Source organism: Streptomyces sp. NRRL S-1813 (assembly GCF_000719605.1).
Lineage (GTDB): Bacteria > Actinomycetota > Actinomycetes > Streptomycetales > Streptomycetaceae > Streptomyces > Streptomyces decoyicus.
The window spans coordinates 22,209-47,418 of the sequence record NZ_JOHB01000037.1; the positions used below are offsets into that span (position 1 = coordinate 22,209).

Genomic DNA, 25,210 nt, shown 5'->3' on the forward strand with positions numbered 1-25,210 from the left:
TGTTCGCGTCAGTCGTGAGACTTCGGATGCGGGGCAGCGTCTGCGGCTCAGCCCTGCCGAATCACCAGTCTGCCACCCTGCCGTCGCACACCCACTCGCCCGGGGAGGTTGATGGCCCCCTGCCCCCTCCAGGCCGTGATCAGCCGGTCCACTTCCTCGATGTGGCGGGCGAAGAGCGAACCGGCCGGTGAGCCGGCGCCGATGACGGCCCGGCGCAGCACCCGGCGGCGCACCGCGGGGGGCAGCACGAACAGGGCGGCGATGTCGAGGGTTCCGGTGTCGTCGAGGACCGTGCCCTCCGCGTCGGCGGCCCAGGCGTCCAGGGCGTCGGCGTCGTCACGGGAGAGCTGGGCGGTACGGGCGAGCGCCTCGACGACGCCCTTGCCGAGCGCCTTCTCCAGTGCGGGCAGCCCCTCGTGGCGGAGCCGTGAGCGGGTGTAGGCGGGGTCGGTGTTGTGCGGGTCGTCCCAGACGGGCAGCGACTGGATCAGGCAGGCCTTGCGGGCGGTCTGGCGGTCCACGTCGAGGAAGGGCCGGCGGTAGCGGCCGTCCCTGCCGCTGGTCGCGGCCATCCCGGAGAGCGAGCGGGTCCCGGAGCCGCGGGCGAGACCGAGCAGCACCGTTTCCGCTTGGTCGTCGCGGGTGTGGCCGAGGAGGACCGCGGTGGCGCCGTGGCGCTCCGCGATGTCGTCCAGGGCGGCGTACCGGGCGTCGCGGGCGGCGGCTTCCGGCCCGCCCGACCCTCGCCCGCCACCACCCCGGTACGACGCGCCGTGCGCCACCCTGTTCGGTTCGTTCACATCGACGGCGACGACCTCGACGGGGTCCAGCCGCAGGCCCCGCAGCCGGAGGGCGACCTCGGCGGCGCGGAGGTCCGAGCCCTCCTGGAGGCCGTGGTCGATGGTGACGCCCCCGGCGCGGACCCCCAGCTTGGGGGCCTCGAAGGCGAGAGCGGAGGCGAGCGCCATCGAATCGGCACCGCCGGAGCAGGCGACGAGCACGAGCGGGGGCTCGTGCCGGTCCTGGGTGCAGTGATGGGTGAGGACGTCGTGGAGTACGCGGCGGACCGCCAGGCGTATCGCGGCGACCGCTGGATGGGGACCCATGTCCGTTTCCAATCGTTCAGCTGGGGAGCCTCGGGCCGGTGAGGGCTTTCTCGTCACACAGAGTGCCTAGATGGTGACAGAGGCGAGCGGTTCCCCGAGCATTGCACGCCTATCCATCCGTATCGGTCCCTCAGACGGGTGATTGAAGGGGCGCTCTACTGCCACCCGGCGTGCCCAGCTCACGCCGTTCGCTTACGGTGCCCCGTCCGCCTTGCGGTGCACCCGTGCGATCCAGTCCGCCGGTTTGGCGATCTCTTGTTTGGTCGGGAGGGTGTTCGGCGACGTCCAGACGCGGTTGAAGCCGTTCATACCGACCTCGTCGACGACCGCACTGACGAACCGCTCGCCGTCGCGGTACTGCCGCAGCTTGGCGTCGAGGCCGAGCAGCTTGCGCAGCGCCTGGTCGAGCCGGCCCGCGCCGCTGGCCCGCCGCTTCTGGAACTTCTCGCGGATCTCGGCGACCGACGGCACGACATCGGGCCCCACACCGTCCATCACGTAGTCGGCGTGCCCCTCCAGCAGGGACATCACCGCGGTCAGCCGGCCGAGGATCTCGCGCTGCGCGGGTGTCTGGACGAGATCGACGAGGGAGCGGCTGCCGTCCTCGCCCTCCTCGCCCACGGGCTTGGCGCCGGCCAGCGACTGGGCGGCCTCGCGCAGCCGCTCCAGGAGGGTGCCCGGGTCGATGTCCGTCTCGCCGAGGAAGGCCTGGATCTCGCCCTCGATGTGGTCCCGCAGCCACGGGACGGCGGTGAACTGGGTGCGGTGGGTCTCCTCATGGAGGCACACCCACAGCCGGAAGTCGTGCGGTTCCACCTCCAGCTCGCGCTCCACGTGCACGATGTTCGGCGCGACGAGCAGCAGCCGCCCGCCCTGAGCCGCGGCCGGCAGGTCGCGGGAGGCCGGTGCGAACGTCTCGTACTGGCCCAGGACGCGCGAGGACAGGAACGACAGCAGCATGCCCAGCTCCACGCCGGTGACCTTGCCGCCCACCGCGCCGAGCACCGCGCCGCCGGGGGCCGCCGAGCGGCGGTCCTCCATCTTGGCCAGCAGCGGCTTGAGCACGGCCCGGAACCCGGCGACGTTCGCCTTGATCCAGCCGGGCCGGTCCACGACGAGGACCGGCGTGTCATGCGGCGCCTCGCCCGTCGCGTCGGGCTGTGCCATCCGCGTGAAGGCGCGGACATGGGCCTCGGAGGACTTGGCGTGCTTGCGCAGCTCGGCGACGATCGCGCGCGCCTCGTCCCGGCTCACCTCCGGCCCCGGCCGCACGAACCGGGTCGCGGTCGCGACCGCGAGATTCCAGTCGACCATCTCGGTCCCACCGATGCTCGTCATGAGTTCACCGTACGTGGGCGCTCCGCTGTGGGGTAGCGGACCACGTTTTTGGCTCCGCCCACGTTGTCGGCTTTCCCGCCGTGGGGTGTTCTCGCCGTTGCCGCTCCGCTGCGCTTGGCCTCCGGCCCACGTGTTCGGCTTTCCCGCCGTGGGCGTGTTCTCGCCGTTGCGCCTGCGGCGGGCGGGGCCGTGGGTGCGGGGACGGGCCTCCGGGCCGCCCCCTAAGTGAACGTGAGTGGGGGCGGGGAGACGTCCATGGGTGCCCGGGTGCCCGGGTGCCTGGCGCCTCAGCGGCAGCCGCAGTTGGCCACTGCCGAGGCGAGTTTGTCGAGGGCCTTCTGGGCGCCCTGCGGGTCTGTGGTGCCGGTGGTCATGAAGGAGAAGACGAGGAGCCGGCCGTCGGCGTCGACGACGGTGCCGGCCAGGGTGTTCACCCCGGTGAGGGTGCCGGTCTTGGCGCGTACGGCGCCGGCGCCGGCGCTCTGGCCCCGGTAGCGGTTGCTGAGGGTGCCGGTGAAGGCGGCCACCGGGAGGCCGGTGACGACGGGGCGCAGGGCGGGGCGGTCGGGCGACGAGGCCTGGAGCAGGAGGCGGGAGAGCAGGGCGGCGGTGACCTTGTCGTCACGGTCCAGGCCGCTGCCGTCCTCGAAGACGGCGCCGGACAGGGGCAGATGCTGCCGTTCGAGGGCGGCGCGGACGGCCTTTCCGGCGCCGGCGAAGCTGGCCGGCTGCCGCGAGCCCAGGGCGGTCTGGCGGGCCAGGGCCTCAGCGATGTCGTTGTCGCTGTAGGTGAGCATCCGCTCGACGAGCGCGGACAGCGGCAGCGAGTGGACGGCGGCGATCCGGTCGGCCTTCTTGGGGGCCTTGGCCCCGGCGGGGTCGCCGTCGACGGTGACGCCGCGCTGGTGGAGCAGCCCGGCGAAGGCGCGGGCCGCGGCGCGGGCCGGGTCGGTGTCGCGGGGGGCGGTGCCGTGGTCGGTGTCGTCGAGGCGCGCCTCGTCGGTCATCAGCGCGGTGACGGGGGCGATGTTCTCGTTCGGGCCGATGGGGTGCTCGGCGGGGCCCGAGTAGGCGCTGGTGTCGTAACCGAGGCCGATCTTGGTGAGGTGGCGGTGCTTGAGGGCGCGGGCGGTGGCGTCGGCGAGGGTGCGCAGATTCGCGGGCTGTTCCTCGGCGCCCGGCCGCGGGGCGCGGGCGGTGAGGGTGGGGTCGCCGCCGCCGACCAGGACGATGCGGTTCTTGCCGCCCATGACGACGGTGGTGTCGATGCGGTGGTCGGGTCCGCGTACGGAGAGCGCGGCGACGGCGGTGGCGAGCTTGACGGTGGAGGCGGGCGTGGCGGCCGTGCCCTGGTGCTCGCCGAAGACCTCGCGGCCCGCGGCGACGTCCAGGACGGAGGCCGTCCGCAGCGGGCCGAGCGCCGGGTCCTTGAGCAGCGGTGCGAGCGCGTCGGCCAGCCCCGCGCCGGTGGGCACGGGGGCGGCGCCACGGCCCGCGGCGCCGGGCGCGGTGGCGCCGAGCGCGGGCAGCACGGGCGGTGCGCTGGGCGCCGGCCCGGGGTCAGCGGCGTGATGCTCGCCACTGGCACCGTCCATGGAGCCCGCCTCCGTGCGCTCGGCCGTACGCTGACCCGAGTCCCACGGCCCGGCCGCCGCCACCGCGGCGAGCGCGACCGCCAGACCGGTGGCTGCGGAGACCACCGTCAGCCGCCAGGTCTGCCGGGTATGGCGCGGTGTGGCCTCCCAGGCCTGCCGCGCGGCATCGACCGCGCTTCGCGCCGCCTCGACCGCTGTCTGCGCCGAGCGGACCGCCGCGCGCGTCGCCGCCCGCGCGGACCGCTCCGCCGACTGCCATCTGACCTGCCACTTTCCGGTCTCCGGCACCTCGGACCAGCCCCTTTCGCCACCACACACCTGCGTGGGGGACACTTAATCACCAGACGTATGTGTTGATCATGGAGGAGCCACCCGTGGAGTTCGACGTCACCATCGAGATCCCGAAGGGTTCGCGGAACAAGTACGAGGTGGACCACGAGACCGGTCGGATCCGCCTGGACCGTCGACTCTTCACCTCGACCAGCTACCCGGCGGACTACGGATTTGTCGAGAACACCCTGGGCGAGGACGGCGACCCGCTGGACGCCCTGGTCATCCTGGACGAGCCGACTTTCCCCGGCTGCCTCATCAAGTGCCGCGCCATCGGCATGTTCCGGATGACGGACGAGGCCGGCGGCGACGACAAGCTGCTGTGCGTGCCGGCGTCCGACCCGCGTGTGGAGCACCTGCGGGACATCCACCACGTGTCGGAGTTCGACCGCCTGGAGATCCAGCACTTCTTCGAGGTCTACAAGGACCTGGAGCCCGGTAAGTCCGTCGAGGGCGCCAACTGGGTCGGCCGCACCGAGGCCGAGGCCGAGATCGAGGCCTCGTACAAGCGCCTCGAGGCGCAGGGCGGCAAGCACTGACGCAGTCGTGCCGTCCCGGCGTGCGGCGGGGTTTTCCCGACCGCGGCGCGCCGGGATCTGCACACTGATTTTCGTACGCGAACGGGCGGCACCCGGTTGGGTTGCCGCCCGTCGTGCGTGTCGGGGCCCGGTGGCCGCCTAGAAGCCGCGGGTGCGCTTGGCGGCACGGCGGGCGCCGGCCTCCTCGATGCCGGGCGCCCGCAGGAACAGCCGGGCGACCTCCGCGCCGAGGTTGACCCCCACCGCGATGGCCAGCGCCAGCGAGACGGCCTGGACCAGCGACGTGAGGCCCTGCGGCAGGTGCCCCTGGGCGAAGTTGAGCAGGCCGAAGTACGTGGCGCTACCGGGCAGCAGCGGGCCGATGGCGGCGGTGACGTACGGCAACGCGGACGCATAGCGGTAGCGGGAGAGCAACTGGCCGAAGAGGCCGACCAGTCCGGCCGCGATCGCGGTGGCGGGCACGGCGTTCATCCCGGCGACGTAGGTGAGCGCGCCGTACACGACCCAGGCGACGCCACCGTTCAGGGTCGCAAACGCCACGGTGTGACGTTCCTGCTGGAGCAGCACACAGAACGCCAGCGCCAGCAGCATGGCCGCCACGATCTGCACCAACGGCTCGTTGTAGTCCCCCAGCGACTGCTCGGGGTTGAGCCGCCGCAGGCCGGGGTTCAGCTGAAGACCGATGTAGAGCACGCTGAGCACGCCGACGACGATGCCGACGATGAGGTAGCCGACCTCCAGCAGTCGGGCGGCGGCGGTGATGTAGTAGCCGGTCAGCCCGTCGTGGACGCCGGCGACAAGCGCCCGCCCCGGGATCAGCGCGAACAGCCCACCGGTGATCACCGCGGACGCCTGCACATTGAGGTGGGCCAGACCGAAGGCGACACCCACCGCGGCGGGCGGCATCGCGGCGACCACGAACTGGTAGAACTCCGGCAGCCCGCGCGCGGACGCGAGCCAGGCCAGCCGGTCACCGAGCATCGAGCCCACCGCGGCCGCGACGAACACCAGCATGGTGCCGCCGACCAGCATGGAGGCCGCACCGGACAGCAGCCCGGAGGCCACCGTCAGCGCCCAGCTCGGGTACGGGTGGCGGTTACGGCGGATCTCGGCGAGGCCGCGGTAGGCCTCTTCGAGGGTGATGTCCTCGGAGGCGATGTCGTCGACGAGCCGGAAGACGGCGGACAGCCGGTTGTAGTCGACGCCGCGGCGCCGGACCGTACGGCTGGCGGTGACCGGGTCGTCGACCAGCGAGGGCTGGTAGGAGATCGACAGCAGGGTGAAGGTGACGGTCGGCTCGACGCGCTCCAGCCCGTAGGCGTGCGCGACGCCGAACATGGCGGCCTCGACGTCCTCCGCGCCCTCACCGCCGGCGAGCAGGATCTCGCCGATACGCAGGGTCAGGTCGAGTACGCGGGGTACGGCCGGACCGGTCTCGTCATCGGCCCGCTCGAGGCGCTCGGGGACCGGCCGCTCCCCCACCGGCATCCGGAGCATCGTCCGCATCCGGTCCTGCCAGGGCGCCTCTTTGGTGAGGCGGACGGCAGGGATGCCGTGCGGCGGGGTGAATGCGTAGCTCAGGGCTGTGGAGCCGGCGGGCATCGGGGTCTGGCCGGTGGTGCTGCTGGGCCGTGTGAACGCCGAGCCCTCCTGTTCCGCCGGGGTCTCCGGGCGCAGGCCGGAGGGCAGCGCGAACTCGGAGGTGGGGTGCTCGTCCTCGGGGAGCGGAGGGTAGGGCACGCCCAGCGGCGGGGTGAAGGCGCTGTGCGCCTCGTCCGGCTGGGGCTTGCGCTCCTCGGAACCGCTCTGATCCGAGGCGCTGCTGCTGCCGCTCGCGCCCCGCTGGCCGCGCTGTGGGTCCGACGCCACGGGTCTTCGCTCTCCTCGTAAGCCTCCTGACGGATGACAAGGACACGATGCCTGATGGGGATGCACGGCGCGTGCTCGGGGGCGACGTTTTGGCTACCGGTCGGAAATGAGTGGCCGGGTGGCTCACGGCCGGTGGTCAGCGCTTGGCGTGGCGGCCGCGGCGGGTGTCGGGGGCGGGGCCCTGGGGGCGGTCCGCGGCGTACGGCGGGGCGGACTGCTCCTTCTTCGCCTTGCCGCGGGCGCGGAGGTACTCGATGGCGATCGGCACGACGGAGATCAGCACGATCGCGACCAGGATCAGCTCGATGTGCTTATGGACGAACGGGATGTTCCCCAGCGAGGCGCCGAGCAGCGTGACGCCGGCGCCCCACAGCGTGCCGCCGATGAAGTTGAAGGTGATGAAGGAGCGGTAGTTCATCCGGCTCACACCGGCGATGATCGGCGTGAAGGTCCGCACGATCGGCACGAAGCGGGCCAGGATCAGCGACTTGGGGCCGTGCTTCTCGAAGAAGGCGTGCGCCTTCTCGACGTTCTCCTGCTTGAAGAGGCGGGAGTCGGGGCGCCTGAACAGCGAGGGGCCGACCTTGCGGCCGAAGAGATAGCCCGCCTGGTCACCCAGGACGGCGGCCAGGACGATCAGGGAGCACACCAGCCACAGCGGCCGGTCCAGCTTGTTCGTCGTCACCAGCAGACCGGTGGTGAACAGCAGCGAGTCGCCCGGCAGGAAGAAGCCGATCAGCAGGCCGGACTCCGCGAAGACGATGACCAGGACGCCGACCAGGCCGAATGTCGCAATCAGATAGTCCGGGTCCAGCCACTGGGGGCCGAGCGCGAGAGTATTCACGGGGTGAAGGCTCCTGGGTCGAGGGCGCCGGATCGTGCGGTGCGACGAGCGAAGCGACGAGGGTGCAGGCGCGTGTGCGGCCCAAAACTATCAACGCCGGCTGACTCCCCTTGGTTCCAGGCGGGCGCCGGGGCCCCTTCCGGCCGGGGTCGGACCGTACGGGCCGGGGGCGCGCTTCCCCGGCCCGGACGGATCACAGGTGGCGGACGGCGTTGGCCAGCATCGCGTCACGCATGTAGACGGCGAGGCCGGGCCTGATGGCCTCGTAGGTGGCGGTGAACCGCTCGTCGGTGACGTACATCTCGCCGAGTCCGCTGTGCATCTCGTAGGGGCAGTCGTAGTACGTGCCGCTGATGAACCGGCGGTGCTCCTCCGCGACGTCCATGGCCGCCTCGGAGTCCGCCGGCACGCCCTGTGCGAGCAGGTCCGCCATCGTGCGGTGCAGGGCGTCGAACTCCGCCGTCAGCCGCTTCCAGTCGTCCTTGGTGTACGCGGCCGCCCTGCGCTGCGATTCCTTGTAGGCGTCCGTGCCGCCCCAGCGTTCCTCGGCCTCCGTGGCATACGCGTCGGGGTCGAAGTCCCCGAAGACCTCGAACTTCTCCTCCGGTGTGAGCCGTACGTTCATCCTGCGTGCCTCCATCGCGTGTTCGACGGCGGCGGCCATCTCCTGGAGTCTGCCGATCCGCCCGGTCAGCAGGTCGTGCTGGCGCCGCAGATGTTCCTGCGGGTCGGCGTCCGGGTCGTCCAGGAGGGCCGCGACCTCTTCGAGCGGGAACCCGAGCTCCCGGTAGAACAGGATCTGCTGGAGCCGGTCCAGGTCGTCTTCGCCGTAGCGCCGGTGACCTGCGTGATTGCGCTCGCCGGGCAGCAACAGCCCGATCTCGTCGTAGTGGTGCAAGGTGCGCACCGTCACCCCGGCGAAGGCGGCGACCTGCCCTACCGAATAGCTCACTTCCGCTCCCTTCTCGGTACGCGCTCCACGATGTGTCCTCACGTCACGTGAGGTGCAAGTCCGCATCATGAAAAGCCGGTGAGGCGGCGGACGGGGGGATGAGATCCTGCCGCACATGCTGGGGATAACGGATCTGTCCACGTATCTGGTGGGGCTCGCGCTGATCATTCTGCTGCCGGGTCCCAACTCGCTGTACGTCGTTTCGGTGGCGGCCCGGCGCGGCCCGCGGGTGGCCTACCGGGCGGCGGCCGGTGTGCTGTGCGGCGACACGGTGCTGATGACGCTGTCGGCCGGCGGGGTGGCCTCGCTGCTCCAGACCAGCCCGGTGCTGTTCGCCGTCGTGAAGTTCGCCGGCGCGGGCTATCTGACGTGGCTGGCGGTCGGGATGCTGCGCGGCGCCTGGGCGCTGTGGCGCGGCCGGGAGGCGCGCAGGGCCGAGCGGCAGGACGGGGCGGCCGAGGCGCCGAAGGAGACCGTGGAGCGGCCGTACCGCAGGGCGCTGGTGGTCAGCCTGCTCAACCCGAAGGCGATCCTGTTCTTCATCTCCTTCTTCGTGCAGTTCGTCGACCCGTCCTACGCCCACCCGGTGCTGTCGTTCCTGACACTGGGCGCCTGGGCGCAGCTGTTCAGCTTCACGTACCTGTCGGTCCTGATCTTCAGCGGAACGTTCCTGGCGGCGACCTTCCGCCGCCGCAAGCGGCTGACGGCCGGACTGTCCGCGGGCGCCGGTGCGGCGTTCCTCGGCTTCGCGGCGAAGCTGTCGCTGGCGAGCGCGGGCTGACCCGGCGCCGGGCGGGCGGGCCCGGCGCCGTTGCGCGGACGCGGCAACGGGCGGGCGGCGGTCCTTCGGGACGGCCGCCCGCCCGTTGCCATCCACTGGGTGAACCCTGGAGGCCACGCACCCCTTGTACCCTTATCGTCGGGTTCGAGGAGGTACGTCCATGCCCGTGCACGACGTACATGTCGCCGTCATCTACTACTCGTCGACCGGCACCGTCGCCGAGCTCGCCCAGCGGATCGCGGACGCCGCCGAGCACGCGGGGGCCGACGTGCGACTGCGCCGGACCGCGGAACTCGCCCCCCAGGCCGCGATCGACGCCAACCCCGCCTGGGCGGCGAACGCGGCGGCCACTGCGGACGTCCTGGAGGCCACCCACGAGGACCTGCTCTGGGCGGACGCGGTGATCTTCGGGACCCCCACCCGCTTCGGCAATGTGACCTCGCAGCTCAAGCAGTACCTCGACACCCTGGGCGGCCTGTGGCAGCAGGGCAGACTGGCCGACAAGGTCTACAGCGGCTTCACCGCGAGTGCCACCGAGCACGGCGGCCAGGAGTCCACCCTGCTCGCGCTCTACCAGACCATCCACCATTTCGGCGGCATCCTCGTGGCACCGGGCTACACCGACCCGGCGAAGTTCCGCGACGGCAACCCCTACGGCACCTCCCACGTCGGCGGCCCGGACACCCCACTCGACGAGGACGCGCGCACCGCCGCCCGCATCCAGGCGGAGCGCGTAGTGAAGTTCACGAAGGCCATCAAGCACGGTCTCTCACCGGCGAGTTGACGGGTAGTGGCGACAGATGACTCTGCACAAAGGCGCATCGGCATCCGACCGCAAGCACACCAAGCACCCGGTCAACCCCTTCTACGGCGAGGCCGACCCGGTCGCCGGTATGGAGACGGCGCCGCCGCGGCACACCCTGCCCGACGGCCCGGTCTCCCCGCACACGGCCTATCAGTTCGTCCACGACGAGCTGATGCTGGACGGCAACTCCCGGCTGAATCTGGCGACGTTCGTCACGACCTGGATGGAGCCGCAGGCCGGCGTCCTGATGGCGGAGTGCCGGGACAAGAACATGATCGACAAAGACGAGTACCCGCGCACCGCCGAGCTGGAGAGGCGGTGTGTGGCGATGCTCGCCAACCTGTGGCACGCCCCCGACCCGTCGGCCACCATCGGCTGTTCCACCACCGGGTCGAGCGAGGCCTGCATGCTCGCCGGCATGGCCCTCAAGCGGCGCTGGATGCGGCGCAACAAGGACCGCTATCCGGGCGAGGCCCGGCCGAACCTCATCATGGGCGCCAACGTCCAGGTCTGCTGGGAGAAGTTCTGCAACTTCTGGGAGGTCGAGGCACGCATGGTCCCGATGGAGGGCGACCGCTTCCATCTGGACGCGGCCTCCGCCGCCGAGCTGTGCGACGAGAACACCATCGGGGTGGTGGCGATCCTCGGCTCGACCTTCGACGGGTCGTACGAGCCGGTGGCCGAGATCTGCGCGGCGCTCGACGAGGTCCAGCAGCAGAAGGGCTGGGACATCCCGGTCCATGTGGACGGCGCGTCCGGCGCCATGATCGCCCCGTTCCTCGACCCGGAGCTGATCTGGGACTTCCGGCTGCCGCGGGTCGCCTCCATCAACACCTCGGGGCACAAGTACGGCCTGGTCTACCCGGGCGTCGGCTGGGCCCTGTGGCGCGATACGGACGCGCTGCCCGAGGAGCTGGTCTTCCGCGTCAACTACCTGGGCGGCGATATGCCGACCTTCGCGCTCAACTTCTCCCGGCCCGGCGCCCAGGTCGCCGCGCAGTACTACACCTTCATGCGGCTCGGCCGGTCCGGCTTCCGCGCCGTACAGCAGGCGACCCGCGACGTGGCCCGCTCGATGGCCGAACGGATCGGCGCGCTGGGCGATTTCCGGCTGCTGTCCCACGGCGACGAGCTGCCGGTCTTCGCCTTCACCACCGCGGACGACGTCACCGCCTTTGACGTCTTCGATGTCTCGCGGCGGATGCGGGAGCGCGGCTGGCTGATCCCCGCCTACACCTTCCCCCCGAAGCGCGAGGACCTGTCCGTCCTGCGGGTGGTCTGCCGCAACGGCTTCTCCCTGGACCTCGCCGATCTGTTCATGGCGGACCTGGAAGCGCTGCTGCCCGAATTCCGCGAACAGCCGGGTCCGTTGCAGCGCCCGGAGAACGTCGCGACGGCATTCCACCACTAGGGCCTGATCCAAACGACAGGCCCTGGGGGCGGCACCTCCAGGGGACGCCCGGCGGCTCCGGCCGGGGGCGGCCGGCGCGTCCCCGGCGCCCGCCCCCACGCCTGCCGCGACACCCGCCTCACCACGGCCGCACGCCGTCGCGGCGGAGACCGTTTCCCCCGCGACGGCGTGCGGACCCGGGCGCTCTCAGCGCCCCAGCCGCCGGTATCTCCGCACCGCCAACGGGAAGAACACCGCGAGCAGCACCAGCGGCCACACCACGGCCAGCAGCCCCGCGTGCCCCGCCGCCCAGCTGTCCCCGGACCACCGCGGGTTGGCGAACAGTTCACGTACCGCGCTCGCCGTTGCCGACATCGGGTTCCACTCGGCGACCGCGCCCAGCCAGCCGGGCATCGACGCGGCGGAGACAAAGGCATTGGAGAGGAAGCCCACCGGCCAGACCAGGATCTGTACCGCCTGCACCAGCTCCGGTCTGCCGGCGAGCAGGCCGAGATGGATGCCGATCCACAGCATCGCGAACCGCAGCAGAAGCAGCAGCCCCACCGCGGCCAGCGCGTCGAGCACACCACCGTGCCAGTGCCAGCCCATCGCCAGTCCCACGCCGATCATCACCAGCAGGCTCAGCGCCGACTGGAGCATGTCCAGGACGCTGCGTCCGACCAGCACCGCGGACGGCGCCATCGGCATCGAGCGGAAGCGGTCGAGCACCCCCTTGCCGAGGTCCTGGGTCACCGCGATCATCGTCGATTCGAGCCCGAACGCCATGGTCAGCGCGAACATCCCCGGGACCAGGTACTCCTTGTAGTCGCCGCCGCCCGGCACGGCCATCCCGCCGCCCAGGAAGTACCCGAACATCAGCAGCAGCAACACCGGAAAGGCCAGTTGGACGATGACCTGCACCGGCTGTCTCGCCCAGTGCGCGAGACCGCGCCGGGTCATCGTCCAGGAGTCGGTGACCGCCCACACCATGCCGCTCATACCGTCGTGCCCTCCTTGTCGGCGTACACCGCCGCGGCGGCCGACGGGCGCGCACCGGCCGCACCGGCCGCACTGCCCGTGCCGCCGGCCGCCCCGTCCCCCGTCAGATGCAGAAACACCTCGTCCAGCGTCGGCCGCCGCACCGCGAGGTCCGCGGCCTCGATCCCCGCCGCGGCCAGCACCCGTACGGCCTCCGCCAGCCCCGCCATCCGGTCGGCGACGGGCACGCTCAGGCGGCGCCCCTCCGCGTCCGCGGCGACCGCACCGCCCCCCGCCGCGCCCCTCAGCGCCGCTTCCAACGGACCGGCCGCCCGGCCCAGTTGTCCGGCGTCGTGCAGGACGACATCGATCCGGTCGCCGCCGGTCGCGGACTTCAGCTCGTCGGGGGTACCGTCCGCGACCACCCGGCCGCCGTCCACCACCGAGATCCGGTCCGCGAGCTGGTCGGCCTCCTCCAGATACTGCGTGGTCAGCAGCACCGTCGTACCGCCGTCCACCAGCGAGCGCACCGCCTGCCACACCTCGGTACGGCCGCGCGGATCGAGCCCGGTCGTCGGTTCGTCCAGAAACAGGATCCGCGGCGCCATCACCAGGCTCGCCGCCAGGTCGAGCCGGCGCCGCATCCCGCCGCTGTAGTGGCGCACCGCCTTGCGGCCGGTATCGGCGAGCCCGAACCGCCCCAGCAGCTCGTCCGCCCGCTCGCCCGCCCTGCGCGCCCCGAGGTGGAAGAGCCGCCCGAACATCTCCAGGTTCTGCCGCCCGCTGAGCTCCTCGTCGACCGCCGCGTGCTGGCCGAGCAGCCCGATCCGCAGCCGCACCTCGTCCGGCCGGCGCAGCACATCGAAGCCGGCGACCTCGGCCCGGCCGCCGTCGTGCCGCAGCAGCGTGGACAGAATCCGTACGAGAGTGGTCTTGCCTGCGCCGTTGGGTCCGAGGACACCGTGCACGACGCCGTGCGGAACGGTCAGGTCCAGCCCGTCCAGGGCCGCTTTGGTGCCGTAGTGCTTGTGCAGTTCTTCGACGACGATCGCATGATCGCGGTCCGTCACGACATCTCCTCCCGATGTAGTCAAGTTTGACTACATGCCCGCCGAAAGGTAATCCCCTCCGGATGGTTAGTCAAACTTGATTAATGAGCTTCCGTGGCGGCGCCGTCGCCGCCCTCGCGCCCGGCGACCCCGTCGCCTCCGGGCTCCACGTCCGCCTGGGAGCGCGCACTCTTCGCCGCGTACGGGTTCTCCTGCCCGTCCGCCAGCACGCCGACGAACGGCTCCCCCTCGCCGGCGAAGACATACGCCCCGCCCTCGATCCGCTCGATCAGCCCGCGTGTCCACACGGCACCGCTGTCCGCGGAGTGCACCCACATATTCATGATCTCGCCGATGTGGCCGAGCGTTTCGGGCCCTTCCTCGGGCGTGTAGTACTCGGTGACCGTGCTCCGCCACTCCTCCAGCGCCCGCACCCGCTCCTTGAGCAGCGCCACCGCCTCGGCCCGCGGCAGATCGACGACGAAGCCGATGGCCGCGCTGAGCATGTCGACCTTCTGGTCGTGCCGGGCGAGCGCCGCGCGCAGCAGCGCGAAGTACTCCGCCTCGCCCGCCGCGGTCAGCTCGTACTCGGTACGCGGCGGACCGCCGGCGGTGCTGGGCGCGATGTCATAGGCGTGCAGCAGCCCCTGCTTGGCCATCTGCTTGAGCGCGTGGTAGATCGAGCCCGGCTTGGCGTTGGACCACTCATGGGCGCCCCAGTACTCCAGGTCGTTGCGCACCTGATAGCCGTGCGCCCGGCCGTGCTGCCGCACGGCGCCCAGTACCAACAGCCGGATCGCCGACATCGTCTCCTCTATCCCTCACGCGCCCTTGCCGTCAGCCTAGAACGCCCCGGCAGGGCCCGGCGCTCGCCCCTGCTGCGCCTTCTGCTCCTCGTCCACCAGCGCAAAGGCCGTCCTGCCGTCCAGGGACTCGCGGAGGATGTCGGCGTGGCCGGCGTGCCGGGCCGTCTCCTCGATCAGATGCAGCACCAGCCAGCGCATCGACTGCCGGACCTGCGGCGGGTACCAGGGCGCCTCGGGCAGTGGGAAGGTGTCGTTCAGGCTCGGCACGGAGCGGATGAAGTCCTCCGTGCGCCGTGCGACCTTGTCCCAGAACGCCAGCACCTCCGCCAGGCTCTCGCCGTCCCCGAGCTCGAAGCTCAGGTGCCAGGTCTCGGCGTTCCGCTCGATGGAGTGCGGCCGTTCCTGCGCGGTCTCCACCCAGGTCTGCTCGGTCTCCGCGACATGCTTGACCAGTCCGGCCAGTGACAGCTCACTGACGCTCGGCCGCCGGGCCGCCTGGGCATCGGTCAGCCCCAGGACCGAGCGCCGCAGCCCGCCGCGCTGGGCCTCCAGAAACGCCAGCAGCGCGCCGGCCTCGTCGCCGTGGGCCTCGGCAAGAACGTGAGTGGGCATGGGATCCGCCTTTCCTGACATCCGTCGGCGGCCGGCTGGTCGCCGTCCGCCTTTCGACATCACTCAAGGTAGGAGTCCTTGCGGTCAGCTTCTGTCCGCAACTCGCGGCGGACCGCCCCGGATCCCCGCACTTCTCAGAACGGGAACTGCGACCGCCCGTGCTGGATGGAGATCCACTTGGTGGTGGTGAACGCCTCCACCATCGCGTCGCCGTTCAGCCGCCCCACCCCGGAGCTCTTCGCGCCGCCGAAGGGCACGATCGGCTCGTCGTGGACCGTGGCGTCGTTGACGTGGAACATCCCGGTCTCGATGCGCTTGGCGAACCGCACCCCGCGCTCGATGTCCCTGGTGTGCACGGCACCACTGAGCCCGTAGGGCGTCGAGTTGGTGAGCCGCACCGCCTCCTCGTCGCCGTCGAACGGAACCAGCACCACCACGGGTCCGAAGATCTCCTGTTGCAGCAGCGGGGAGTCGTCCGGCAGCCCGCTCAGCACGCTCGGCGCCACCAGCGTGCCCCGGGTCTCGCCGTGCAGGAGCGCCGAGGCGCCGTCGGCGAGCGCGCGGTCCACCAGCGAGGTGATCGCCTCGGCCTGGCCCTCGTTGATCAGCGGGCCGATATGGGTCTGCGGGTCGGTGGGGTCGCCCACCTTCAGGGCCGCGACCCTGGCGACGAACTTCTCGGTGAACTCCCGCTCCACGGTGCGGTCCACGAGCACGCGGTTGGCGGCCATACAGACCTGGCCCTGGTGGACGAAGCGGCTGAAGACGGCCGCGTCCACCGCGTAGTCGATATCAGCGTCGTCGAGGACGACCAGTGCGCTGTTGCCGCCCAGTTCCAGCACGGAGTGCTTGAAGTGGGCGGCGGCGACGGTCGCGACATGCCGGCCGACCCTCTCGGAGCCGGTGAAGGAGATCGTCTTGGGCACCGGGTGCTCGATCAGCGCGTCACCGATCTCGGCGATGTCGGTGACCACGACGTTGAGCACGCCCGCCGGAAGCCCCGCCTCCTCGAAGATCTTGGCGACCAGACCGCCGCCGCACACCGGGGTGTTCTGGTGCGGCTTGAGGACGACGGCGTTGCCGAGGGCGATCGCGGGCGCAACGGACTTCAGCGACAGCAGGAAGGGGAAGTTGAAGGGGCTGATGACCCCGACGACGCCGACCGGCAGCCGGTAGAGACGGTTCTCCTTGCCGTCGATGGGCGAGGGAAGAATGCGGCCCTCGGCGCGCAGCGCCAGCTGGATCGCCTCGCGCAGGAACTCCCGCGCCAGATGCAGCTCGAAGCCCACCTTGACGAGCGTGCCGCCGACCTCGGCGGCGATCGTCTCGGCCAGCTCCGCCTCACGGTCGTCGATGATCCGCAGCACGCGCTCGAAGACGAGCCGCCTGGCGTACGGATTGGTGGCGCCCCACTCCCGCTGCGCGCGCTCCGCGGCGCGGTAGGCCTGGTCTATCTCCTCGACCGTGGCGACGGGTATGGAGGTCAGCTTCTCGCCGTTATAAGGATTGAAGTCGACGATGTCCCATGAGCCGCTGCCGGCCCGCCACTCGCCGTCGATGAACTGATACGCCAACTCGTCGAAGTAGGACATGCCATCCCGATCTGGAGAACAGGGCGCTCAGGGCGCCGCATTGGGGGGTGCTGACTCCTGATGGTGCGCCATCCTACCGACGCGTCACATCAGTTGGAGCAGACCACGCAACAGGTCCCTGGTCTCGGCCGGATTCGGCCCCTCTTCCTGGAGGCGGTCCATCACCCGCGCGTACTGCGCCACCTCTTCGGGCTTGTCGACATAGAGCGCACTCGTGAGCTGCTCCAGATAGACGACGTCCGGCAGACCCGACTCCTGGAAGCCGAGCATGGTGAAGGCTCCGCTCTCGCCCGCATGCCCTCCCAGACTGAAGGGCATCACCTGAAGCCGCACATTGGGCCGCTCGGACACCTCGATCAGATGCTTCATCTGCTCGCGCATGACGGCACGTTCGCCGTACGGGCGGCGCAGCGCGGCCTCGTCCAGCACACAGTGGAACTGCGCCGACCGCTCGGCCACCAGCAGCTTCTGGCGCTCCAGACGGAGCGCGACGCGACGTTCTATCTCGGCGGGCCCGGCATCCGGCATGCCGCGTCTGACGACGGCCTGCGCATAGGCCTCCGTCTGCAACAGACCGTGCACGAACTGGACTTCGTAGACGCGGAGGAGGGAAGTGGCGCCTTCCAGACCCACATACGTCTGGAACCAGCCGGGCAGCACATCGGTATAGCTGTGCCACCAGCCGGCGACATTCGCCTCCCGCGCCAGCGACAGCAGCGCCTCGCGCTCCTGCTCGTCACCGACGCCGTACAGCGTGAGCAGGTCCTCCACATCACGTGCCTTGAAGCTCACGCGGCCCAACTCCATGCGGCTGATCTTCGATTCGGACGCACGGATCGAGTAGCCGGCCGCCTCACGGGTTATCCCACGCGATTCACGCAGCCGGCGGAGCTGCGACCCGAGCAGGATCCGCCGCACCACCGACCCGCTCGACTCACTTGCGGACACCTCTCAGACCCTCCTGTGACCCCGCCCTGTCCCAACAGTGGGCCGCAGTCTGCCACGTTCGGGCTTCGTTGAGTGCTCATCCGGTTACTGATATGTGAGGCTCCCGCAAGCCTTCCACGCGAAGCGGCAGGAAGAATTCCGGAGGAATCATCCCGTGCCGGTGTAATCGCGTCACGTGCACGTGCATCTGCCCTTGCATCTGTCCCGCGCATTGGGAACCATAGGCGTCGCACGCATGCACGCTCGTGAAAGATCCGCCAGATCCGGCTGACCGGCCAGGGTCATGACGTCCGCGAACGCCAGGAGTGCCTCGCATGGGGACCAAGGTTTTGACCATGCTCGAGCCGTTATGGCAGGGCTTTCCTCCCGTCGACCCCTTGGCTGTCTCCGGCTCCGCATCCCGCACTCTCCCGGCTCGCTATGAATCGGTGCGCTGTGCACGTGCGTTCACCCGGGAGACCCTTCAGGGCTGGGATCTGGACGACCTCTTCGACTCGGTCGCCCTGGTGGTCTCCGAACTCGTCACCAATGCCCTGCGGCACGCGATCCTCGCCGCCCCGGAGCATCCCGACGCCGCGCCGCCCGCCCGGATCCATCTGATGCGCTGGTCCTCGCGGCTGATCTGCGCCGTACGGGACCCGAGCGATGATTCACCGGTCGCCGGCGAGGCGGATTCCGCCGCGGAGTCGGGCCGTGGGCTGTATCTCGTGGAGTCCTTCAGCGACAGCTGGGGCTGGCATCCACTGGCCGGTGCCGCACACGGCAAGATCGTGTGGGCGCAGTTCCGGCTGCCGTAGCCGTTCCCTCACACCGGGCGCACCGTCACCTACGGGCGCCCGGTCGCGCTGTGCGCACACCGCGCCGCATACCGGGCCCGCACTCCGGCGGCCGCTCGACCACCGACGGGCGCTCAGTCCCGTACGAGATGGTCAAATTCGCCGTCCTTGATGCCGAGCAGCATCGCCTGGACCTCGGCCGGTGTGTAGATGAGCGCGGGTCCGTCCGGGAAGCGGGAGTTGCGCACCGCGATGTCACCCCCGGGCAGCTTGGCGAACTCCACACAGGAGCCCTGGGAGTTGCTGTGCCTGCTCTTCTGCCATGCCACATCGCGGAGATCCGTGGCGGCCATGCCGTTGTATGCGTGGAGCACAGGGGTCTCCCGGTGATAAATGGTGTCAACTGCCCGGGAGCATAGCTGCGTTCTCATGCGTATGCATGCGCAGATGCACGTGCACGACAGCCGGTGCCGAGGCCGTCACAGCTCGTCGAGCACCCGGTCCAGCCCCCTGCGCACCGTCGGCCGCAGGCCATCGCCCCTGGCCCGATGCTTCTTACACTGGTACGGGCCGACGGGGCCGAAGCCCTCACGGCCGAGGAAGAGACGTGTGCCACGCCATGCGGGTTCCAGGGTCCGGGCGGTCGCCCGGCCGCACGCCCGCCGAGTGGCCCCCGTACACACGAGAAGGTCCCCTGCGCGTCACACGCAGGGGACCTCCCGCCCGTCACCGGACGGCACCCGTCACCGAGAGGCGGCCGTCACCGAACGGCGACTGTCACCGTGACGCGTACGGGAGCAACGCCATCTCCCGGGCGTTCTTGATCGCGCGGGAGAGCTGCCGCTGCTGCTGCGCACTGACCCGGGTGATCCGGCGGCTGCGGATCTTGCCGCGGTCGGAGAGGAACTTCCGCAGCAGATCGGTGTCCTTGTAGTCGATGTACGTGATGCCCGCCGCGTCCAGCGGATTGGGGCGGGGCGTGGGCGTCCGGCGCGGGTCGTGCCGACGGGGCATGAGAACTTCCTTGTACGTGCGGGGTGAGAGGTGCTGACGTGTGCTCGGGGGCGACCGGCCCGTGCCGGAACGGCCGGGTCCGTACGGACGGCCCCGGCCGTCCTACGAAACGGGGTCGAGGAGTGCGTCGAAGGCGGGCGGCAGGCTCTTCCAGGCCGGCGGGCCGCCCGCGTACTCGGCGTCGGTGAGAAGGCAGGACTCCAGCAGGGATTCCAGTCCCTCACGGTCCAGGCCCGGCGAGGTGAAGACCAGATGCTGGGCGCGGTCCCCGTGCTCGGGGTGCCAGTCCAGCGCGGCGGCGGCCCGGCGCATCGGCGGCACCATCTCCCATGCGGCGTCCGGCAGCGAGGCCAGCCACGGCCCGGCGTTCTCCACGCACAGGGCCCCGCCGGCCGCGTCCCACGACAGCAGGGTGTCCGGGCGGTCGGCCAGCCAGAACCGGCCCCGGCTGCGCGCGGCCGCACAGGTCAGATCCTCCAGCGCACAGTAGAGCCGCTCGGGGTGGAAGGGCCGGGTCTGCTGCCATACGAGCGTGCTGACGCCCTCCGCATCGGCCTCCTGCGGCAGCAGCGCACAGGCCGGGTGCTGGCGCGCCGCGGCCGCCGCCACATCGAAACCGGCCGTCGCCGCGGCCGCCAATTCCCCTGATTCCACGGGGACCCGGAGGGCCATCGGATGCAGCTGGTCGAGCAGGGCGAGGTCGGCCGGCTCCGCCGTCTCCTCCCCCGTGGCGATCGCCAGCACCGGCGCGTACTCCAGCTGTCGCGCCCAGGTGTCGGCGACCGTGCGCTGGTCGGAGGCCGCGGCGGCGAGGCCGGCCTCCGCGAGGTCGTCGCCGCAGCCGAGGTAGGGCAGCAGCAGCGCGGGGTCGACGGCGGTGACGACACCGGTGAGTGCGAAGTTCTCGCTGCCGCAGGCGGTGACCACCTCGGCCATCGCCTTGGGCTCGACCGAGTCCCACAGTTCGACGACGGCCAGCCGGCAGGTGCGGCCGGCTGCCAGCCGCTCCAGCTCGGGCACCAGGTCCTCGCGCAGCGCACAGCAGGCACAGTCGTTGACCAGCGGTGCCGATCCGGTGTCGAGGGTGCCGCCCGCGTCGCGGACCGTGCGCCGCACGGTGCCCTCGGCGGCGGAGGCGAGGTCGTGGTGGAGCGCGACGCTGCCGGGGACGGACCGCAGCAGCCGCTCGACGGCGGCCCGCCGCGCCTTCGCGTGCAGGCCGCCCACCAGCACGACAGGGAGCCGTTCCATCAGCGGGCCTCGCGCTTGCCGTAGCGGCGCTCGAACCGCTCGACGCGGCCCGCGGTGTCCAGCACCCGGGCGGTGCCCGTATGGAAGGGGTGGCTCGCCGAGGAGATCTCGACGTCGATGACGGGATAGGTGTTGCCGTCCGTCCACTCGACCGTCGCGTCACCGGTCGCGGTCATTGGGGCCTCCCCTGCTCGAGCGAAGCCGAGAGCTTGGGGAACGGTGCCGGCGGTGGACCGGAGCTTGACGACCGGGCGTAGTTCGTTGCGGGCCATGTGGTTAGTATACGGAAATGGTTTCCATTTTCAATAGGCTCCCCACCAGGGGCCCCGACCGGAAGGACCGCACCGTGTCCGCCCACTGCCAGCTGACCGGCCGCAAGCCGGGCTTCGGCAACTCCGTCTCCCATTCGCACCGCCGCACCTCGCGCCGCTTCGACCCCAACATCCAGCGCAAGCGCTACTGGCTCCCGAGCGAGGGCCGGCACATCCGGCTCACGCTGAGCGCCAGGGGCCTCAAGACCGTGGACATGATCGGGATCGAGGCCGCCGTGGCCCGTATCCGCGCACGAGGGGAGAAGGTCTGATGGCCAAGCAGAGCAAGATCGCCAAGAACGAGAAGCGCCGCGCGACCGTCGCCCGCTATGCCGCCCGGCGCGCCGTCCTCAAGGCCGTCATCCGCAGCCCGCACACGCCGGAGCAGGAGCGCACCGCCGCCCGGCGCGAACTCTCCCGCCAGCCGCGGGACGCCAGCGCCACCCGGGTACGCAACCGCGACAGCGTCGACGGGCGCCCGCGCGGCTACTTCCGCGCCTTCGGCCTCTCCCGGGTACGGCTGCGCGAGCAGGCGCACGCGGGCTACCTGCCGGGGGTCCGCAAGTCGAGCTGGTAGCGCACCGCCGGCCGTCCGGCCCCGGGGACGCCCCCCTGGACCGGACGGCCGGACCGTTCGGGTAATACTGGACAGAACGTCCGCCGGCATTCCCGACGAAAGCGAGCGCGCTCATGCTCCGCAACGCCTTCGAGCCCTGGCACCTGCTCCTGATCATCGCCGTCCTCGTGCTGCTCTTCGGCTCGAAGAAGCTGCCCGACATGGCGCGCGGCCTGGGCCGCTCGATGCGCATCCTCAAGTCCGAGGCCAAGTCCCTCAAGGACGACCGCCCGGACGGGACTCCCCACGCGGATTCCGCCGCCCGCCACTGACGCCGGGCCGCCGCCCGGACACGCCCTAGTGGTCGCCGCCCTCGTCGATCAGCCGCCGCACCTCGCGGTCGATCAGCCCCAGCCGGGCCTCGGCGACCAGCGGTACCGCACGCCGCTGCCGCCGCGCCTCGGCGAGATCGATCTCGACGGTGACCAGCGAGGGCTCCCACTTGGGCGCCTGCGCCACCACCGCGCCCCGCGGGTCCACCACCCGTGAGCCGCCCCAGAACGTCGCGCCGAGCTCATTGCCCACCCGGTTGACGAAGACCACCCAGCACTGGAGCATCCGCGCCGTATAGGACAGCAGCGTGTCCCAGTACAGGCCGGTGTCCATCGCCTCCGGATCCAGGCTCGCCGCGCTGTTGGTCGGGACGAACAGCACCTCGGCGCCGTCCTGCACCGCCAGCCACGGCAGCGTCGGCTGCCAGGCGTCGTTGCACACCAGCGTCGCGCCCCGGCCGCCGCTCCTGGCCCGCTTCAGCTCGTACGCCCGCAGCGACTGCCCCGGGCTGACGTGCTTGCGCTCCTCCCAGGCCAGGTAGTTGGGGAGGTACAGCTTGCGGTGCGCATGCACCAGCTCGCCGCCCGAGTAGTGCGCCGCGGTGTTGTACGCCCGCAGGCTGGTGTGCTCGTGGAAGCCGACCAGCACATCGGGGCCGAGTGTACTGAGCCCCAGCAGCCGCGGATCGCTGGCCTCGAGGGCCTCGTCGCGCTTGAGCGCGCCCAAGTGGTAACCGTGCAGGCTCAGTTCGGGAAAGACGACGAGATCCGCGCTCTGCGCCGCCGCCTGCTCGATCTGCTCACGGGCGGCATCGAGGTTCTCCGCCACCTCGCCCAGCACGCAGTCCGTCTGCGCCAGCGCAATGAGCATGGCCCCACCTCATCGACCCATTACTTTTGCGGCTTTCATCCCAATTTTGCCAGAGGTTGAGGAGAGCGGCACGGCCCCCGCGGCGCTCCCGGTTCCGCACCGGTTCAAACACCCGGAAGACGGGTCCCCACCAATGAGCGAAAGAACGATCCTCCCCGTACCGGACACCGCTTCCGCGCGTTGATCTGCACGATCCGTCGTCCGCCCCGCAGGGCCGCTTCCAGCCGCAGCACCGCCCGGCGACAGCGGTACGACGGCCCGTGGTCGAGTCATCCGGAAATACCGACGGCCGGCTCGACCGGGCGGCCCAGGCCGAGCGGCCCGCCGGACCCGCTCGGCCGGCCGCCGAGCCCCTGGAGACCCCAGGGAGCGCCCGGCCCGCCTGCGCACCTCGCGCTCATCTGTAGCGCGTACGGCCCCTGCGCAGCAGCAGCACCCCGCCGACCAGCAGCCCGCCGCCCATACCGGCCATCACGCCCAGCTCACCGGGCCCGGTGGACGCCAGGAGCGCGGAGCCCGCCGAGGCCCCGGCCCGCGCCACCGCCCCCACGCGCGCGTCCCGCGCGGCCCGGGAAGCATCAAGCGTCCCGGGATCGCCCACGGGCTTGCGGGCGTGCTTCGGCGACGTCTTGGCCGGGTGGTCCACCGGGGGCTGCGCCCGGTGGGATGCCGGCTCCGGGGCCGCGTGCCGCCGGACCTGCTCGGCGACCGGCCGGCGCGCCACCTGGGACGGCGGCGCCGCGTTCAGGGGCCGCTGGGCCACCGGTACAGGTGCCGCACCGTTGCCGCACGCGGCGCCCATGGCCGGGTTGAGCGCCCCGCCCCCGCTCACCGAGTTGCCACACGCGTTGACCGGGGCGTCCACGGTCACCTGGATGGTGTTCCCGGACAGCACACCGGGAGAGTTCGCCGTGCTCCCCCCGGCCCCGGCATCCGCACACGCCGTGCCGGCGCCCGCGCCGAGCATGCCCGATGCCGCCGCCACGAACACGCACGTCTTCAGGCTCTGTCGCATCTCTCACCCCTCGTCTCCAGTCATGGCGTACGAGCTGCCGCCCGCACCCCGTGGTGCTCGCGCGACCGGGGGGTCGGCAGCGCGTGAGCGGAGCCGACCCCCCGGAGTCGCAAGCGGTGGACCGGCCGGAGCCGGATCGCCGTCAGCGGTTGCCGACGCCGTTGCCGGACAGCACCGCGAGGTCGTCCACGATGTGCGACAGCGCCTCGTCGCCCTTCACCTGGCTCGAGTTCTCGACGCACTGCTGGTTCTGCGGCGACGACAGCACGTTGATGTCCTGGGCAACGAGCCCCGCGAGGGCGGCGTTGACCTTCGGAAGGCCCAGGCAGAGGTCGTTCAGGGAGCCCTGGACGAGCCCGAGCTGGGTGCTCAGCTGGCCGGTCGTGGTGGAGTTGCCGTAGAGCGACTTGGCACCGTTGCCGTTGACCGTGGTCGTGCCGCGGTCGTTGCCGATCGCCATGGCCTGCGGGGCGGCCGCCGCGGACATTCCCACGAGCGAGGCCGCAATTGCCGCACCCGCCATCATCTTCTTCATCGTGCAAACCCTTCAGGAGAACGAACTCCCGGCACGGGAGCCCTGTTTGAATAACCCGTCACACCCGCACGGGTTCCGCATCATCACCCGAACAGATGGCGATGGCTTTCCCGGAAAAGACGTCACGTGCACTAAGTGGACCCATAGCGCCCGCCGTCACCCTTTCCGAACCGGTCGGGTGAACCGAATTTCATTCCTCGGACCGGGAGCAGTTTTCCGGGCGGACGGTATGACAAAGGGCCTACGCCGCCGCTGAACGGATACGCAGGCCCTGCCCTGTGTTCTCGGCCGGCATGCCAATGCCCTGGCGACCCCATCAATTTCACAAGGGCATTGGCATGCTTCCCTCCACACATCCTTCTCAACGATCCGGTGCACCGAATATCAGTCACGGGCGAATAACAATTCCGCGCACCGGTGTCCACCGCTGCCCGCTCCGGACGCACCGGATTCGCGCAGCGATGGCAGCAAAAACCCGGGCCGCCCAGAAGAAGGAGGGCTGGGCGGCCCGGGCCTTACTCAGCCGCTCAGCGGTTGCCGGCACCGTTGGCGGAGAGCAGCGCGATGTCGTCCAGGATGTGCGACAGCGGCTCGTCGCCCTTGGCCTGGGTCGAGTTCTCGGTGCACTGCTGGTTCTGCGGCGACGACAGGACATTGATGTCCTGAACGACGGCCGCAGCGGCGCCGAGGTTCAGCTTGGGCAGGGCGAGGCACGGCTTGTTGAGCGAGCCCTGGATCAAGCCGATCTGCGGGCTCATGTAGCCGTACGTGGTGGAGTTGCCGTAGAACTGCTTCGCACCGTTGCCGTTGACGGTCGAGGTTCCGTGGTCGTTGCCGGTGGCCATCGCCTGAGGGGCGGCAGCGGCGGCAATTCCGACAATGGACACAGCTACAGCTGCGGTCGCAAGTGTCTTCTTGATCATTGCTAGTCCTTCGTGTTTCGGGTTGCCCTGGGACGGGCACGCTGCCCAACTCGAAAGAATTGAGTTGGGTTGTGCTGATTCACTCAAATGAG

General features: G+C 70.8%; 28 protein-coding genes. 8 read left to right on the forward strand and 20 right to left on the reverse strand.

The features are described from left to right. Positions 1-47: 47 nt before the first annotated feature. The 3 genes from tilS to dacB form a co-directional block, all read right to left on the reverse strand. The gene (gene tilS, locus IF67_RS0133255; protein WP_030992033.1) at positions 48-1,106 is read right to left on the reverse strand and encodes a tRNA lysidine(34) synthetase TilS; all 1,059 of its coding nucleotides are present in this window, start codon (positions 1,104-1,106) and stop codon (positions 48-50) included. A gap of 192 nt (positions 1,107-1,298) precedes the next feature. Then, the gene (locus tag IF67_RS0133260) at positions 1,299-2,444 is read right to left on the reverse strand and encodes a zinc-dependent metalloprotease (RefSeq protein WP_030992035.1); all 1,146 of its coding nucleotides are present in this window, start codon (positions 2,442-2,444) and stop codon (positions 1,299-1,301) included. 287 nt (positions 2,445-2,731) lie between these two features. Next, entirely contained in the window at positions 2,732-4,327 is a 1,596-nt protein-coding gene (gene dacB, locus IF67_RS0133265) for a D-alanyl-D-alanine carboxypeptidase/D-alanyl-D-alanine-endopeptidase (RefSeq protein ID WP_030992037.1), read from the reverse strand. Positions 4,328-4,413: 86 nt separating this feature from the next. Here dacB and IF67_RS0133270 point away from each other — a divergent pair, with 86 nt between their 5' ends. Next, complete coding sequence (locus tag IF67_RS0133270; RefSeq protein ID WP_030077125.1) at positions 4,414-4,908, forward strand: inorganic diphosphatase; 495 nt, start codon at positions 4,414-4,416, stop codon at positions 4,906-4,908. 138 nt (positions 4,909-5,046) lie between these two features. Here the strand turns inward: IF67_RS0133270 and IF67_RS0133275 are convergent, their stop codons facing one another. The 3 genes from IF67_RS0133275 to IF67_RS0133285 form a co-directional block, all read right to left on the reverse strand. Then, positions 5,047-6,777: a threonine/serine ThrE exporter family protein gene (locus IF67_RS0133275; RefSeq protein ID WP_030992039.1), complete on the reverse strand. Its 1,731-nt coding sequence runs from the start codon at positions 6,775-6,777 to the stop codon at positions 5,047-5,049. A 136-nt stretch (positions 6,778-6,913) separates the two neighbouring features. Beyond that, complete coding sequence (locus IF67_RS0133280) at positions 6,914-7,621, reverse strand: DedA family protein (protein ID WP_030992040.1); 708 nt, start codon at positions 7,619-7,621, stop codon at positions 6,914-6,916. A 193-nt stretch (positions 7,622-7,814) separates the two neighbouring features. Further along, on the reverse strand, positions 7,815-8,573 hold the full coding sequence (locus IF67_RS0133285; protein ID WP_030992042.1) for a MerR family transcriptional regulator: 759 nt from the start codon (positions 8,571-8,573) through the stop codon (positions 7,815-7,817). Positions 8,574-8,688: 115 nt separating this feature from the next. On the opposite strand from IF67_RS0133285, the gene leuE reads away from it, so the two are divergent. The 3 genes from leuE (at position 8,689) to IF67_RS0133300 (ending at position 11,570) form a co-directional block, all read left to right on the forward strand. Further along, complete coding sequence (gene leuE, locus IF67_RS0133290) at positions 8,689-9,354, forward strand: leucine efflux protein LeuE (protein ID WP_030992044.1); 666 nt, start codon at positions 8,689-8,691, stop codon at positions 9,352-9,354. Between the two features lie 160 nt (positions 9,355-9,514). Next, a complete protein-coding gene (gene wrbA, locus IF67_RS0133295) occupies positions 9,515-10,138 on the forward strand; it encodes an NAD(P)H:quinone oxidoreductase (protein WP_030992045.1) in 624 nt (207 codons plus the stop codon). Between the two features lie 16 nt (positions 10,139-10,154). Further along, a complete protein-coding gene (locus IF67_RS0133300) occupies positions 10,155-11,570 on the forward strand; it encodes a glutamate decarboxylase (protein ID WP_030992047.1) in 1,416 nt (471 codons plus the stop codon). 186 nt (positions 11,571-11,756) lie between these two features. On the opposite strand, the gene IF67_RS0133305 is transcribed toward IF67_RS0133300, so the two are convergent. From IF67_RS0133305 to IF67_RS0133330, 6 genes are all read right to left on the reverse strand, one after another. Beyond that, positions 11,757-12,548, reverse strand: a complete 792-nt coding sequence (locus IF67_RS0133305) for an ABC transporter permease (RefSeq protein ID WP_030992048.1) — start codon at positions 12,546-12,548, stop codon at positions 11,757-11,759. Next, positions 12,545-13,597: an ATP-binding cassette domain-containing protein gene (locus IF67_RS0133310; protein ID WP_078889780.1), complete on the reverse strand. Its 1,053-nt coding sequence runs from the start codon at positions 13,595-13,597 to the stop codon at positions 12,545-12,547. The genes IF67_RS0133305 and IF67_RS0133310 overlap by 4 nt, the downstream gene beginning before the upstream one ends. An 80-nt stretch (positions 13,598-13,677) precedes the next feature. Then, positions 13,678-14,382, reverse strand: a complete 705-nt coding sequence (locus tag IF67_RS0133315) for a PadR family transcriptional regulator (protein ID WP_030992051.1) — start codon at positions 14,380-14,382, stop codon at positions 13,678-13,680. Positions 14,383-14,418: 36 nt separating this feature from the next. Continuing rightward, entirely contained in the window at positions 14,419-14,994 is a 576-nt protein-coding gene (locus IF67_RS0133320) for a DinB family protein (RefSeq protein ID WP_030992052.1), read from the reverse strand. A 134-nt stretch (positions 14,995-15,128) separates the two neighbouring features. Then, a complete protein-coding gene (locus IF67_RS0133325) occupies positions 15,129-16,586 on the reverse strand; it encodes an aldehyde dehydrogenase family protein (protein WP_030992054.1) in 1,458 nt (485 codons plus the stop codon). A gap of 84 nt (positions 16,587-16,670) precedes the next feature. Beyond that, positions 16,671-17,534 (reverse strand): helix-turn-helix domain-containing protein, encoded by an 864-nt coding sequence (locus IF67_RS0133330; RefSeq protein WP_078889781.1) that lies wholly within the window; start codon positions 17,532-17,534, stop codon positions 16,671-16,673. Positions 17,535-17,848: 314 nt separating this feature from the next. Here IF67_RS0133330 and IF67_RS0133335 point away from each other — a divergent pair, with 314 nt between their 5' ends. Further along, positions 17,849-18,331 (forward strand): ATP-binding protein, encoded by a 483-nt coding sequence (locus IF67_RS0133335; protein ID WP_030992055.1) that lies wholly within the window; start codon positions 17,849-17,851, stop codon positions 18,329-18,331. Between the two features lie 113 nt (positions 18,332-18,444). Here IF67_RS0133335 and IF67_RS0133340 read toward each other — a convergent pair whose 3' ends face one another. From IF67_RS0133340 to rpmE, 4 genes are all read right to left on the reverse strand, one after another. Further along, positions 18,445-18,684, reverse strand: a complete 240-nt coding sequence (locus IF67_RS0133340) for a DUF397 domain-containing protein (protein WP_030077099.1) — start codon at positions 18,682-18,684, stop codon at positions 18,445-18,447. 403 nt (positions 18,685-19,087) lie between these two features. Then, positions 19,088-19,324, reverse strand: coding sequence for a 30S ribosomal protein S18 (rpsR, locus tag IF67_RS0133345; protein WP_030992057.1), 237 nt, complete (start codon positions 19,322-19,324; stop codon positions 19,088-19,090). 102 nt (positions 19,325-19,426) lie between these two features. Then, positions 19,427-20,575 carry a GTP-binding protein gene (locus IF67_RS0133350; protein ID WP_030992059.1) on the reverse strand — a complete coding sequence of 383 codons (1,149 nt, stop codon included), beginning with the start codon at positions 20,573-20,575 and terminating at the stop codon, positions 19,427-19,429. After that, positions 20,575-20,847: a 50S ribosomal protein L31 gene (gene rpmE, locus IF67_RS40565; RefSeq protein WP_051818871.1), complete on the reverse strand. Its 273-nt coding sequence runs from the start codon at positions 20,845-20,847 to the stop codon at positions 20,575-20,577. The genes IF67_RS0133350 and rpmE overlap by 1 nt, the downstream gene beginning before the upstream one ends. Before the next feature lie 74 nt (positions 20,848-20,921). Here rpmE and rpmB point away from each other — a divergent pair, with 74 nt between their 5' ends. The 3 genes from rpmB (at position 20,922) to tatA (ending at position 21,774) form a co-directional block, all read left to right on the forward strand. Beyond that, positions 20,922-21,158, forward strand: coding sequence for a 50S ribosomal protein L28 (rpmB, locus tag IF67_RS0133360; RefSeq protein ID WP_030992063.1), 237 nt, complete (start codon positions 20,922-20,924; stop codon positions 21,156-21,158). Then, a complete protein-coding gene (gene rpsN / locus IF67_RS0133365; protein WP_030992065.1) occupies positions 21,158-21,463 on the forward strand; it encodes a 30S ribosomal protein S14 in 306 nt (101 codons plus the stop codon). Before rpmB ends, rpsN begins: the two co-directional genes overlap by 1 nt. A gap of 113 nt (positions 21,464-21,576) precedes the next feature. Further along, positions 21,577-21,774 (forward strand): Sec-independent protein translocase subunit TatA, encoded by a 198-nt coding sequence (tatA, locus tag IF67_RS39730; RefSeq protein ID WP_037840173.1) that lies wholly within the window; start codon positions 21,577-21,579, stop codon positions 21,772-21,774. A 25-nt stretch (positions 21,775-21,799) separates the two neighbouring features. On the opposite strand, the gene IF67_RS0133375 is transcribed toward tatA, so the two are convergent. From IF67_RS0133375 to IF67_RS0133390, 4 genes are all read right to left on the reverse strand, one after another. Beyond that, positions 21,800-22,645, reverse strand: coding sequence for a nitrilase-related carbon-nitrogen hydrolase (locus IF67_RS0133375; RefSeq protein ID WP_030992069.1), 846 nt, complete (start codon positions 22,643-22,645; stop codon positions 21,800-21,802). 397 nt (positions 22,646-23,042) lie between these two features. Next, positions 23,043-23,660, reverse strand: coding sequence for a chaplin (locus IF67_RS46065; RefSeq protein ID WP_030992071.1), 618 nt, complete (start codon positions 23,658-23,660; stop codon positions 23,043-23,045). 142 nt (positions 23,661-23,802) lie between these two features. Beyond that, a complete protein-coding gene (locus tag IF67_RS0133385; protein ID WP_030992073.1) occupies positions 23,803-24,195 on the reverse strand; it encodes a rodlin in 393 nt (130 codons plus the stop codon). A gap of 527 nt (positions 24,196-24,722) precedes the next feature. Further along, positions 24,723-25,118 carry a rodlin gene (locus IF67_RS0133390; RefSeq protein ID WP_030992075.1) on the reverse strand — a complete coding sequence of 132 codons (396 nt, stop codon included), beginning with the start codon at positions 25,116-25,118 and terminating at the stop codon, positions 24,723-24,725. Between the last annotated feature and the right edge of the window lie 92 nt (positions 25,119-25,210).